This window comes from Pseudomonas oleovorans subsp. oleovorans, from assembly GCF_002197815.1.
GTDB classification, from domain to species: Bacteria; Pseudomonadota; Gammaproteobacteria; order Pseudomonadales; family Pseudomonadaceae; genus Aquipseudomonas; species Aquipseudomonas oleovorans.
In genome coordinates this window covers 30,897-43,691 of record NZ_NIUB01000027.1, presented here as the reverse complement: position 1 = coordinate 43,691, position 12,795 = coordinate 30,897, and the positions used below count along the sequence as shown (strand labels likewise).

Annotated in this window: 7 protein-coding genes; 4 read left to right on the top strand and 3 right to left on the bottom strand. The window is 63.8% G+C overall.

From position 1 onward, the window contains the following. Positions 1–165: 165 nt before the first annotated feature. Both xdhB and xdhA read right to left on the bottom strand, forming a co-directional pair. On the bottom strand, positions 166–2,562 hold the full coding sequence (gene xdhB, locus PSOLE_RS16120) for a xanthine dehydrogenase molybdopterin binding subunit (RefSeq protein WP_074857892.1): 2,397 nt from the start codon (positions 2,560–2,562) through the stop codon (positions 166–168). Positions 2,563–2,637: 75 nt separating this feature from the next. Continuing rightward, on the bottom strand, positions 2,638–4,077 hold the full coding sequence (gene xdhA / locus PSOLE_RS16115) for a xanthine dehydrogenase small subunit (RefSeq protein WP_074857895.1): 1,440 nt from the start codon (positions 4,075–4,077) through the stop codon (positions 2,638–2,640). A 326-nt stretch (positions 4,078–4,403) separates the two neighbouring features. On the opposite strand from xdhA, the gene PSOLE_RS16110 reads away from it, so the two are divergent. The 4 genes from PSOLE_RS16110 (at position 4,404) to ligA (ending at position 12,014) form a co-directional block, all read left to right on the top strand. After that, positions 4,404–5,063, top strand: coding sequence for a GntR family transcriptional regulator (locus PSOLE_RS16110; RefSeq protein WP_074857897.1), 660 nt, complete (start codon positions 4,404–4,406; stop codon positions 5,061–5,063). Between the two features lie 6 nt (positions 5,064–5,069). After that, entirely contained in the window at positions 5,070–8,558 is a 3,489-nt protein-coding gene (gene smc, locus PSOLE_RS16105; protein ID WP_074857900.1) for a chromosome segregation protein SMC, read from the top strand. A gap of 213 nt (positions 8,559–8,771) precedes the next feature. Next, positions 8,772–9,593: a cell division protein ZipA gene (gene zipA / locus PSOLE_RS16100; protein WP_074857903.1), complete on the top strand. Its 822-nt coding sequence runs from the start codon at positions 8,772–8,774 to the stop codon at positions 9,591–9,593. 60 nt (positions 9,594–9,653) lie between these two features. Next, positions 9,654–12,014: an NAD-dependent DNA ligase LigA gene (gene ligA, locus PSOLE_RS16095; RefSeq protein WP_003460869.1), complete on the top strand. Its 2,361-nt coding sequence runs from the start codon at positions 9,654–9,656 to the stop codon at positions 12,012–12,014. Between the two features lie 218 nt (positions 12,015–12,232). Here the strand turns inward: ligA and PSOLE_RS16090 are convergent, their stop codons facing one another. After that, positions 12,233–12,601: a glutaredoxin family protein gene (locus PSOLE_RS16090; protein WP_003460871.1), complete on the bottom strand. Its 369-nt coding sequence runs from the start codon at positions 12,599–12,601 to the stop codon at positions 12,233–12,235. Between the last annotated feature and the right edge of the window lie 194 nt (positions 12,602–12,795).

The window sequence follows — 12,795 nt, the reverse complement described above, 5'->3', positions numbered from 1 at the left end:
TTGTCATTGTTGTACACCCATTCATCATTCGTTCGCAGTCGCAGGGCTGTGGGAGGCGCTTTCGGCTCGGGCATCCTGCTTCGCTCTACCTCCTGCATCCCTGCAGTTGCAGCGGCGACAGTCGCGGCTAAAGCCCCTCCCACGGCGGCCTGAGGCTGCGCCAGGTCAGGCCGGTTCGACCTCGGCAGCGCTGGCAGCCTTGGCCGTAGCCTTCAACTTGCGCATCTGCTCCACACCCCAGAGCACGCGCTCAGGCGTGGCCGGCGCGTCGATCTGCGGCTGCACCTTGTAGTCGGCCAGGCTGGCCACGGCGTCCTTGAGGGCACACCAGGCAGCGATGCCGAGCATGAAGGGCGGCTCGCCCACGGCCTTGGAGTGGAACACGGTGTCTTCCGGGTTCTTGCGGTTTTCCACCAGCTTCACGCGCAGGTCGATGGGCATGTCGGCGATGGCCGGGATCTTGTAGCTGGCCGGGCCGCAGGTCTCTAGCTTGCCCTTGGCGTTCCACACCAACTCTTCCATGGTCAGCCAGCCCATGCCCTGGACGAAGGCGCCTTCGACCTGGCCGATGTCGATGGCCGGGTTCAGCGAGTCACCGACGTCATGCAGGATGTCGCCGCGCAGCATGCGGTATTCGCCGGTCAGGGTGTCGACCAGCACTTCCACGCAGGCCACGCCGTAGGCGTAGTAATAGAAGGGGCGGCCGGCCGCCTTGTCGCGGTCGTAGTAGATTTTCGGCGTGCGGTAGAAACCGGTCGACGACAGCGATACCTGGCCGAAATAGGCCTTCTGGATCACCTCCTCGAAGGACAGGAAGTGATCGCGCACGCGCACCTGGCCGCCCTTGAATTCGACGTCTTCCGGAGTGACCTTGTACTCGCGCACCAGGAAGTCGATCAGGCGCTGCTTGATGGTCTCGGCGGCGTTCTTCGCCGCCATGCCGTTGAGGTCGGTGCCGCTTGAGGCGGCAGTGGGCGAGGTGTTGGGCACCTTGTCGGTGTTGGTGGCGGTGATCTGGATGCGCTCGATATCGACCTGGAACACCTCGGCGACGACCTGCGCCACCTTGGTGTTGAGGCCCTGGCCCATCTCGGTGCCGCCGTGGTTAAGGTGGATCGATCCGTCGGTGTAGATATGGATCAGCGCGCCGGCCTGGTTGAGGAAGGTGGCGGTGAAGCTGATGCCGAATTTCACCGGGGTCATGGCCAGGCCTTTCTTCAATACCGGGCTTTTCTGGTTGAACGCGATGATTTCGCGACGGCGCTTGGCGTACTCGGCGCTTTCTTCCAGCTCGGCGGTCATCTCGTGGATGACGTTGTGCTCGACGGTCTGGTGGTAGTGGGTGACGTTGCGCTCGGTCTTGCCGTAGTAGTTGAGCTTGCGCACTTCCAGCGGGTCCTTGCCCAGGCTGCGCGCGACGGCGTCCATCACTTCCTCGATGGCGACCATGCCCTGCGGGCCGCCGAAACCGCGGTAGGCGGTGTTCGAGGCGGTGTTGGTCTTGCAGCGATGGCCGTTGATGGTGGCGTTGCCGAGGAAGTAGGCGTTGTCCGAGTGGAACATGGCGCGGTCGACGATGGAGCCGGACAGGTCCGGCGAGTAGCCGCAGTTGCCGGCCAGGTCCATCTCGATGCCGTGCAGCAGGCCGTCGTCATCGAAGCCGACGTCGTACTCCACGTAGAAGGGGTGACGCTTGCCGGTCATGCTCATGTCTTCCATGCGCGGCAGACGCATTTTGGTCGGCCGGCCGGTGAGGTGCGCGATCACTGCGCACAGGCACGCCGGGCCGGCGGCCTGGGTTTCCTTGCCGCCGAAGCCGCCGCCCATGCGGCGCATGTCGATGACGATCTTGTTCATCGGCACGCCAAGCACTTCGGCGACCAGCTTCTGCACCTCGGTGGGGTTCTGCGTCGAGGTGTAGACCAGCATGCCGCCGTCTTCAGTCGGCATCACCGAGGAAATCTGGGTTTCCAGGTAGAAGTGCTCCTGGCCGCCGATATGCAGGGTGCCCTGCAGGCGACGCGGGGCGCTGGCCAACTGGCTGGCCGAGTCGCCGATGCGGTGGGTGTGGCTGGCGAGTACGAAATGCTTCTTGCGGTAGGCCTCGACCACGTCGAGCACCGGCTCCAGGTCCTCGTATTCGACGATGGCGGCCATGGCCGCCTTGCGCGCGGTTTCCAGACTGTCAGCGGCTACCGCCAGCACCACCTGACCAACGTACTCGACCTTGCCGTCGGCCAGCAGCGGGTCGCCGGCGACCACCGGGCCGATGTCCAGCTGGCCCGGCACGTCATCCTTGGTGATGGCGATGGCCACGCCCGGAAACTCGTAGCAGGGGCGGGTGTCGATGCGCAGGATGCGCGCATGGGCACGATCCGACTGGCGCGCATAGACGTGCAACTGGTTGGGGAACTCCAGGCGGTCGTCGACATAGACCGCTTCGCCGGACACGTGCTTGTCTGCGCTCTCGTGCTTGACGCTGCGGCCGACGCCGCTGGTCATGCCGGCACGGAACAGGGCGGCCAGCTCTTCCTGGGATTTGTGTTCGGTATGACTGGACATCTTCGCCTCCAAAACTTCGCATGCCGCCGGGCTGGCCGGCGGCGTATCAATTCACTGCGCCCTTAGAACAGGCTCTTAGGCGTAAGCGGTAACCCGGGTTTCGATCTCGGGCGACTGCTGCTCCAGGAAGAACTTGCGCAACAGGTTCTGGGCAGTGAGCAGGCGGTATTCCTTGCTGGCGCGGAAGTCCGACAGCGGGGTGAAGTCCTCAGCCAGTGCGTTGCAGGCGCGTTCGATCACGCCCGGATACCAGGTCGAGCCGACCAGGGCCGCTTCGCAGGCGCTGGCGCGCTTGGGGATGGCGGCCATGCCGCCGAAGGCGATGCGCGCTTCGGTGACCACGCCGTCGACGATAGTCAGGTTGAAGGCGGCGCAGACGGCGGAGATGTCGTCGTCCAGGCGCTTGGACACCTTGTAGGCGCGGAACGCCCGGTAGGCCTGGGCGCGCGGCACGATGATCTTCTCGATGAATTCGGCTTCCTGGCGCGCGGTCACCTTGTAGTCGAGGAAGTAGTCCTGCAGCGGCAGGATGCGCCGGGTGTTGCCCTGGCGCAGGGCGATCTGCGCGCCGAGGGCGATCAGCGGCGGCGGGGCGTCGCCGATGGGCGAGGCGTTGCCGATATTGCCGCCCAAGGTACCCTGGTTGCGGATTTGCAGCGAGGCGAAGCGGTGCAGCAGCTCGCCGAAGTCCGGGAACTCGCGCGACAGCGCTTCGTAGCAGTCGGACAGCGCCGCCGCGGCGCCGATCTCGATGGCGCTGTCGGTCACTTCGATGCGCTTCATGTCTTCGATGTGGCCGACGTAGATCATCACCGGCAATTCACGGTGGAACTGGGTGACTTCCAGGGCCAGGTCGGTGCCGCCGGCGAGCAGGCGGGCTTGCGGGTTGGCGGTGTAGAGGTCGGCCAGGTCGGCCACGGTCAGCGGCACCAGGCAGCGCTTGTCGCCGCTATTGAGTCCGGCGGTCTCGCGCGGGGCGATGGCCTTGAGCTGGGCCACGGTGTTGCTCTCGAAGGCATCGAACTGGTCCGGTTGCTTCTGGCAGCAGGCCTGCTCGGCGGCGTCGATGATCGGGCGGTAGCCGGTGCAGCGGCACAGGTTGCCGGCCAGGGCTTCCAGCGTGGCGCCCTTGTCGTAGCCGCTCGAATTCTTCTGCAGGGCGAATAGCGACATGATGAAACCGGGGGTGCAGAAGCCGCACTGCGAGCCATGGCGGTCGACCATCGCCTGCTGCACACTGTGCAGCTTGCCCTGGTACTTGAGGTCTTCGACGGTGATCAGTTGCTTGCCGTGCAGGCTGGAGACGAAGGTCAGGCAGGAGTTGAGGGTGCGGTAGCGTACGCGGTCGCCCTCGAGCTCGCCTACCACCACGGTGCAGGCACCGCAGTCGCCGGAGGCGCAGCCTTCCTTGGTTCCGGTTTTGCCGACGTGCTCACGCAGGTAGTTGAGCACGGTGACGTTGGGGTCCAGGGCATGCTCGGTGCGCAGCTCCCGGTTGAGTAAAAACTGGATCAAGGACGACCTCCAGGCGCTTTATTGTTATGAATCGTTTGGCTCGCCGGATATGTGCACGCATTGCAAGGCCCGGACGTGATTGGCCATGGAGGCAATCTAGAATTCTCTGACTTTTTGGTCAATAAATTTCTGACCTGAAAGTCAGCGTGATTTTGGCAGCCTGATCCGTGAATCTGGCCATTCATGCAGCAAGTGTCATGCCGTACGCTTGGCCCGGATGCGCCCTGTGTTAAACTCACCGTCGAATTTTCGTGCTCCTGCCCAGCTGCAGCGGGGCTCTCAGACTCGACCGCCTGCCTCTGGATCGACGCAACTTAAGGAATGTCATGACGTTCAAGGCCCTGGACAGCCTCGCCGAGCAAATTGCCCATTACCTGGCAGAGCGGATCATTCGCGGTGAGCTCAAGGAGCGCGAACGTATCCAGGAGCAGAAAGTTACCCAGGCCCTTAACGTCAGTCGTGGTTCGGTACGCGAAGCCCTGTTGATTCTCGAACGGCGCCACCTGATCGTGATCCTGCCGCGCCGCGGTGCCCAGGTCAGCGAACTGACCCCGCACCACGTCACCAGTCTCTATGCGCTGAGCATCGAGCTGTACGCCATGCTGGCCCGCGCGGTGATCGAACGCTGGCAGGTGGAGGCCGATCTGGCGCCGTTCATCGAGATCAAAAATCGCCTGCAGGACAGTCTCGAGCGCGACGATATCAGCGCTTTCGTCGAGAATAGTTTCGATGTGATGCGCGCGGCCTTTCCCTTCGCCGACAATCCCTACCTGCAGGAAACCCTGGAGAATCTGCTGCCGGCCATCAGCCGCACCTATCATCTGGCGCTGGAACGGCGCAAAGGTGAGATGGGTCAGTTCATGAACACCTTCGCCAGTCTGCTGCAGGCGATCATCACCCGCGACCCCGTGCGTGCCCGCGAGGTGCTGCAGGCCTACGGTGAGCATAACTGCCAGCTGGTGCTGGCCACCCTGGCCGAGCGCTAAGCCGCGATGCGCCTGAAGAGCATCAAGCTGGCGGGCTTCAAGTCCTTCGTCGACCCGACGACGGTGAGCTTCCCCAGCAACATGGCGGCCGTGGTCGGGCCCAATGGTTGCGGCAAGTCGAACATCATCGACGCCGTGCGCTGGGTAATGGGCGAAAGCTCGGCGAAGAACCTGCGCGGCGAGTCGATGACCGACGTCATCTTCAACGGCTCCAACACCCGCAAACCGGTGACTCAGGCCTCCATCGAGCTGATCTTCGACAACAGCGACAACTCGCTGGTGGGCGAATACGCGGCCTTCGCCGAAATCTCCATTCGCCGCCGGGTGACCCGCGACGGACAGAACACCTACTTCCTCAACGGCACCAAATGCCGCCGCCGCGACATCACCGATATCTTCCTCGGCACCGGTCTTGGCCCGCGCAGTTACTCGATCATCGAGCAGGGCATGATCAGCAAGCTGATCGAGGCCAAGCCCGAGGAGTTGCGCAACTTCATCGAGGAAGCCGCTGGCATCTCCAAGTACAAGGAGCGCCGCCGCGAGACCGAAAACCGCATCCGCCGTACCCAGGAGAACCTGGAGCGCCTTAGCGACCTGCGCGAAGAGCTGGAGCGCCAGCTCGAGCGCCTACACCGTCAGGCCCAGGCGGCGGAAAAGTACCAGGAATACAAGGCCGAAGAGCGCCAGCTCAAGGCACAGCTGCTGGCCCTGCGCTGGCAGAACCTGAACCAGCAGGTTGGCAGCCGCGAGCAGGTGATAGGCGATCAGGAGGTGGCTTTCGAGGCCCTGGTGGCCGAGCAGCGCAGCGCCGACGCCTGCATCGAGCGCCTGCGCGATGGCCATCACGAATTGAGCGAGCGCTTCAACCTGGTGCAGGGCCGCTTCTATTCCGTGGGCGGCGATATCGCCCGCGTCGAGCAGAGCATCCAGCATGGCCAGCAGCGCCTGCGCCAGTTGCAGGATGACCTGCGCGAGGCAGAAAAGGCGCGTCTGGAAACCGAGTCGCACCTGGGCCACGACCGCACCCTGCTGGCCACCCTCGGTGAAGAGCTGGAAATGCTCCTGCCCGAGCAGGAGATGACCGCCGCCGCTGCCGAGGAGTCCGCCGCCAGCCTGGAAGAGGCCGAAGCCAGCATGCACGGCTGGCAGGAGCAGTGGGACGGTTTCAACCAGCGCAGCGCCGAGCCGCGTCGCCAGGCCGAAGTGCAGCAGTCGCGCATCGCCCAGTTGGAACAGAGCCTGGAGCGTCTGGCAGAACGCCAGCGTCGTCTCAACGAAGAATTGCAGCAACTGGTGGCCGACCCGGAAGACGCCGCCATTCTCGAACTGAACGAACAGCTGGCTGCCGGTGAGCTGGAGCAGGAAGCCCTGCACCTGGCCGAAGAGCAACAGGCCGAGCGCCTGCAGCAACTGCGCGAGGAATTGCAGCAGGCCGGTCAGGCCCAGCAGCAGGCGCAGGGCGAGCTGCAACGCCTGAACGGTCGCCTGGCCTCGCTGGAGGCGCTGCAACAGGCGGCGCTCGATCCAGGGCAGGGTGCTGGCGAGTGGCTGCGCGAGCAGAACCTGCTGCAGCGCCCGCGCCTGGCCGAAGGCCTGCGCGTGGAGGCTGGCTGGGAGCTGGCGGTGGAAACCGTGCTCGGTGCCGACCTGCAGGCCGTGCTGCTGGACGATTTCGCCGGGCTGGATTTCACCGCGCTGGAGCAGGGTGAGCTGCGCCTGGCCAGCCCCGCCAAGGGCGGTGCGCGCCGTGCCGGTAGCCTGCTGGACAAGGTGGAGTCGAACCACGACCTGTCGCCCTGGTTGGCCGCTGTGCGCCCGGTGGAGTCCCTGGAGCAGGCGCTGGCCGCCCGTGCGCAACTGGTCGAAGGCGAAAGCCTGATCAGCCGCGACGGCTACTGGGTCGGCCGGCACTTCCTGCGTGTGCGCCGCGCCGCCGAAGCCGACAGCGGCGTGCTGGCGCGGGGGCAGGAACTGGAGCGTCTGCAGCTGGAGCGCGAAGAGCGTGAAGCGGCCCTGGCGCAACTGGATGAACGCTTGCTGGCGCTGCGCGATGATCAACGCCGGCAGGAAGAGCTACGCGAGCAGCAACGCCGTCAGGGTCAGGAACTGGCGCGCCAGCTGAGCGAGCTGAAGGCAAAGCTGTCCGCGAGCCAGGCCAAGGCCGAGCAACTGGGCCTGCGCCGTCGTCGTCTGCAGGACGAACTGCAGGAGGCCGCCGAGCAGCGCGAGATCGAGCAGGAGCAACTGGGCGAAGCGCGCCTGCAATTGCAGGATGCGCTAGACGCCATGGCGCTGGATAACGAGCAGCGCGAAAGCCTGCTGGCCAGCCGCGACAGCCTGCGCGAGCGCCTCGACCGTGTGCGCCAGGAAGCCCGCCAGCACAAGGATCATGCGCACCAGTTGGCGGTGCGCGTCGGCTCGCTCAAGGCGCAGCACGATTCCACCCGTCAGGCGCTGGAGCGCCTGCAGATGCAGGCCGAGCGTCTGCACGAGCGGCGCGAGCAGTTGTCGCTGAACCTAGAAGAGGGCGAGGCGCCGCTGGAAGAGCTGCGCATCAAGCTCGAGGAGCTGCTCGAACGACGCATGGCGGTGGACGACGAACTGCGCCAGGCGCGTTTGGCGCTGGAAGATGCCGACCGCGAATTGCGCGATGCCGAGAAACGCCGCACTCAGGCCGAGCAGCAGGCGCAACTGCTGCGCAGCCAGCTGGAGCAACAGCGCATGGACTGGCAGTCGCTTAACGTGCGGCGCAAGGCCCTGGCCGACCAGCTCGCCGAGGACAATTACGACCTGCACGGGGTGATCGCCACGCTGCCGGCCGAGGCCACGGAAAGCGCCTGGGAAGAGGAGTTGGAGCGCATGGCCGCGCGTATTGCTCGTCTCGGGCCGATCAACCTGGCGGCTATCGACGAGTATCAGCAGCAGTCCGAGCGCAAGCGCTATCTGGATGCTCAGGACGCCGACCTGGTCGAGGCGCTGGAAACCCTGGAGAACGTCATCCGCAAGATCGACAAGGAAACGCGCAATCGTTTCAAGGACACCTTCGATCAGATCAATGGCGGTTTGCAGGCACTCTTTCCAAAAGTTTTCGGTGGCGGCAACGCTTATTTGGAACTCACCGGCGAAGATTTACTCGATACCGGTGTAACCATCATGGCGCGGCCCCCGGGCAAGAAGAACAGCACCATTCATTTGCTCTCCGGTGGAGAGAAAGCGTTGACCGCTTTGGCATTGGTGTTTTCCATCTTCCAGCTCAATCCGGCGCCGTTCTGCATGTTGGACGAAGTGGATGCACCGCTGGACGACGCCAACGTCGGGCGCTATGCGCGGCTGGTCAAGGAGATGTCGGCGACGGTGCAGTTCATCTACATCACCCACAACAAGATCGCCATGGAAATGGCCGACCAACTGATGGGGGTTACCATGCACGAGCCGGGTTGTTCGCGCCTGGTGGCGGTGGATGTCGAGGAGGCGCTGGCGATGGTGGAGGCGTGATGGCAGAGCGCCGCGAGATTAACTGAATATAGGCAAAACCTTGTGTGGCTCCCTGTGTAAAGTTGCCTTTCGTCGTGCTAGCTTATTGCCCACTTTTGTTACACGCGGAAAACGTCAGATAGAACATCAAGTTGGCGCCGCGCTTTATAGTCGAGTTGTGATCCGTTTGATTGGATCTTTTTTTCACCAGAATTTTTAAGGGTCAGGTATTTCATGGAATTCGGTCTGCGCGAGTGGCTGATCGTTATTGGCATCATCGTTATCGCTGGCATCCTTTTCGACGGCTGGCGCCGTATGCGCGGTGGCAAGGGCAAGCTCAAATTCAGGCTCGACCGCAGCTTCGCCAACATGCCTGATGACGACAGTGACCCAGATTTGCTCAGTACGCCACGTGTGGTAAATCGCGACCACGAGCCGCAGTTAGACGAAGACGAACTGCCGTCGATGAGCGCCAAGGACCTGCCACGTCGTCCACGCAACGAGCCGCAACAGGGCGACCTCAATCTGGCTGTCGATGAGCCGGTGCCGACTCTGCTCAACCCGGTCGATGACGAACCCGTCGAACCGAAGAAAGCCTCCAAGCCGGCTGCCGATGCCGCACCGGTAGAAGAGGTGCTGGTGATCAACGTGGTCGCCCGCGACGACTTCGGCTTCAAGGGCCCGGCGCTGCTACAGAACATCCTCGAAAGCGGTCTGCGCTTCGGTGAGATGGACATCTTCCATCGTCACGAAAGCATGGCGGGTAATGGCGAGGTGCTGTTCTCCATGGCCAACGCACTCAAGCCGGGCACCTTCGATCTCGACGATATCGAAGGCTTCAGCACCCGCGCGGTGAGTTTCTTCCTCAGTCTGCCTGGCCCGCGTCACCCCAAGCAGGCCTTCGACGTCATGGTCGCGGCCGCGCGCAAGCTGGCCCATGAACTGGGCGGTGAGCTGAAGGACGACCAGCGCAGCGTGATGACTGCGCAGACCATCGAACACTATCGCCAGCGCATCGTCGAATTCGAGCGCCGGCAACTGACCCAGAAACGCTGACCCGTACACGAAGTCGAAAGAGAGCAGCCAAGGCTGCTCTTTTCGTTTGAGAGACCGAGCATGACCGACGCCGCCCAACGTATTTCCGAACTGCGCAACGAACTGGACGCGCACAACTACCGTTACTACGTGCTGGATGAGCCGAGCGTTCCCGATGCCGAGTACGACCGACTGTTCCGCGAGCTGCAGGCGCTGGAGGCCGAGCACCCGGAGCTGGTCACGCCGGAGTCGCCGACCCAGCGTGTCGGCGGCGAGGCGCTCAGCGCCTTCGGCGAGGTGCGCCATGAAGTGCCGATGCTCAGCCTGGGCAACGCCTTCGATGAGGACGATCTGCGTGCCTTCGACCGCAGCGTGCAGAACGGCCTCGGCGTACAGGGTGGCGACCTGTTCGGCGGCGGCGCTGAGATCGAGTACAGCTGCGAACCCAAGCTCGACGGCCTGGCCGTCAGCCTGCGCTACGAGAACGGCCAACTGGTGCGCGGCGCCACGCGCGGCGACGGCAGTACCGGCGAAGACATCACCAGCAATGTGCGCACCATTCGCAATGTGCCGCTCAAGCTGCTGGGTGAGGGCTGGCCGCAGGTGCTGGAGGTACGCGGTGAGGTGTTCATGCCCAAGTCCGGTTTCGAGGAGCTCAACGCACGCCAGGCCGAGAGCGGCGGCAAGACCTTCGCCAACCCGCGTAACGCCGCTGCCGGCAGCCTGCGTCAGCTCGACCCGAAGATCACTGCCAGCCGCCCGCTGGAGTTCTGCTGCTATGGCGTTGGTCAGGTCAGCGGCGAGCTGCCGGGCACCCAGGTGGCCATGCTGCAGCAGCTCAAGGCCTGGGGCGTACCCATCAGTCGCGAACTGAAGCTGGCCAAGGGCGTCGAGGCCTGCCTGGATTACTACAGAGATATCGCCGAGCGGCGCATGAGCCTGGCCTATGACATCGATGGCGTGGTGTTCAAGGTCAACAATATCGAAGATCAGCAGCAACTGGGTTTCCGCGCGCGTACCCCGCACTGGGCCATCGCCCACAAGTTCCCGGCGCAGGAAGAGCTGACCGAACTGCTCGACGTGGAATTTCAGGTCGGGCGTACCGGTGCGGTGACGCCAGTGGCGCGTCTGAATCCGGTCAAGGTGGCCGGTGTGATGGTGGCCAACGCTACCCTGCATAACATGGATGAGGTGGCACGCCTGGGTGTAATGATCGGCGACACGGTGATCATCCGCCGTGCTGGCGACGTGATCCCGCAGGTGATGGCCGTGGTGCCCGAGCGTCGCCCGGAGAACGCGCGCCCGGTGCACATTCCCGAGCAATGCCCGGTGTGCGGCTCGGCGGTGGAGCGCACGCAACTGGTCAAGCGCAGCAAGGGCAAGGAATCGGTCAGCGAAGGTTCGGTGTATCGCTGCGTCGGTCGCCTGAGCTGCCAGGCGCAGCTCAAGCAGGCGATCATCCACTTCGTCTCGCGCCGTGCCATGGATATCGAAGGCCTCGGCGACAAGACCATCGAGCAACTGGTGGACGAGAAGCTGATCGGCTCGCCGGCCGACCTGTACAAACTGACCTTCGAGCAGATCATCGGCCTGGAAGGCTTCGCCGAAGTCTCCAGCAACAAGCTGCTGAAGGCCATCGAGGACAGCAAGCGGCCGACCCTGGCGCGCTTCATCTATGCGCTCGGCATCCCCGATGTGGGCGAGGAAACCGCCAAGGTGCTGGCGCGCTCCCTGGCCTCGCTGGAGCGTGTGCGCAAGGCACTGCCGCAAGTGCTGACCTATCTGCCGGATATTGGTCTGGAGGTCGCGCACGAGATCCACAGCTTCTTTGAGGATGAACACAATCAGCAGGTGATCAGCGCCTTGCTGGGCGAATGCGGTCTCGAACTGCAGGAAGAGGGTGAGCTGAGCGCCGAGTTCTCGGCCGTCGCCACCCTTGGGGACATGCTCGATAAGCTGAACATTCCGAGTGTCGGCCCCGGAGCGGCGCAGAAGCTGGCGGAGCGTTTCGGCAGTCTGGAGGGTGTGCTTGGCGGCGACTGGCTGGACATGCGTCAGGCCCTGCCGGAGAAACAGGCCAAGGCTGTACGCGAGTTTTTCGACAATGCCGATAACGCCCAGCTCGCGCGCGCTATCGAGCAGCAACTGCGCGATTTCGGCATGCACTGGGAAAGCGAGAAGAAAGTTGCCGAAGGTCTGCCCCTGGTCGGCCAGACCTGGGTGCTCACCGGCACGCTGGAGGTGATGAGTCGCGACGTCGCCAAGGAAAAGCTGGAGAGCCTGGGCGCCAAGGTGGCCGGTTCTGTCTCGGCCAAGACCCACTGCGTGGTTGCCGGGCCAGGTGCCGGCTCGAAGCTGGCCAAGGCCAGCGAGCTGGGGGTGAAGGTGCTGGACGAAGCGCAGTTCCTCGACCAGCTCAAAGTCTACGGTATCGAGGCGTAGGCGCTGTTCGCGAGCAGAACTCGCGCCTGAAGAGGCAGGCGAAGATACGCCGATCTTGTAGGAGCGGCTTCAGCCGCGAAATGACCGGTGCAGGGTAGCTCCAAGGCTCCCGGATTGCATGAATTTAGGTGTCGAACCCAGAATCTGTAGGAGCCGGCTTGCCGGCGATCCTTTATGCAGAAGCATCGCCGGCAAGCCGGCTCCTACGAAAGCGCGGCTCAACCGGCGAAGCGCTGATCCAGATAGGCGATGATCGCCTTGGACTCGTACAGCCAGGTGCTCTGGCCGTTTTCCTCGATGCGCAGGCACGGCACCTTGATGCGGCCGCCGTGCTGCTCCAGTGCCTGACGATGTTCGGCGTTGTTCTTGGCGTCGCGCAGTTGCACCGGCAGGTTGAGGCGGTGCAGGCTGCGCCTGACCTTGACGCAGAACGGGCAGGCGTGGAACTGGTACAGCGCCAGGTTGGCCGTGGCGCGCTCGACCTCGGCTTGCGCCTCGGGGCTGCGCTTTAGCTTGCGCGGGCGGCTGATCCAGTCGGCGAACACGACGAGCTGACCCAGGCCGATACGAAGGGCTTTGAGCAACATCTTTCTAACTCCTGAACGGGCATGCCGCGGGCGGCACTGCAAATGATCTTTGCGGCGTGCCCACCCTCATCCGGCGCTTCGCGCCACCTTCTCCCGGTGGGAGAAGGGTCATCGAAGAAGGCGTCGCTACGCGACTTTCACGCTAAACGGCGACGGCCGTTCACCGAAGTGAGCGGCCGTCGTCTTGAGTGGTG

What these genes read in the sequence shown, in the direction of transcription:
- xdhB (WP_074857892.1), bottom strand. Translation starts at nt 2,562, where the DNA reads ATGTCCAGTCATACCGAACACAAATCCCAGGAAGAGCTGGCCGCCCTG.
- PSOLE_RS16110 (WP_074857897.1), top strand. Translation starts at nt 4,404, where the DNA reads ATGACGTTCAAGGCCCTGGACAGCCTCGCCGAGCAAATTGCCCATTAC.
- smc (WP_074857900.1), top strand. Translation starts at nt 5,070, where the DNA reads ATGCGCCTGAAGAGCATCAAGCTGGCGGGCTTCAAGTCCTTCGTCGAC.
- zipA (WP_074857903.1), top strand. Translation starts at nt 8,772, where the DNA reads ATGGAATTCGGTCTGCGCGAGTGGCTGATCGTTATTGGCATCATCGTT.
- ligA (WP_003460869.1), top strand. Translation starts at nt 9,654, where the DNA reads ATGACCGACGCCGCCCAACGTATTTCCGAACTGCGCAACGAACTGGAC.
- PSOLE_RS16090 (WP_003460871.1), bottom strand. Translation starts at nt 12,601, where the DNA reads ATGTTGCTCAAAGCCCTTCGTATCGGCCTGGGTCAGCTCGTCGTGTTC.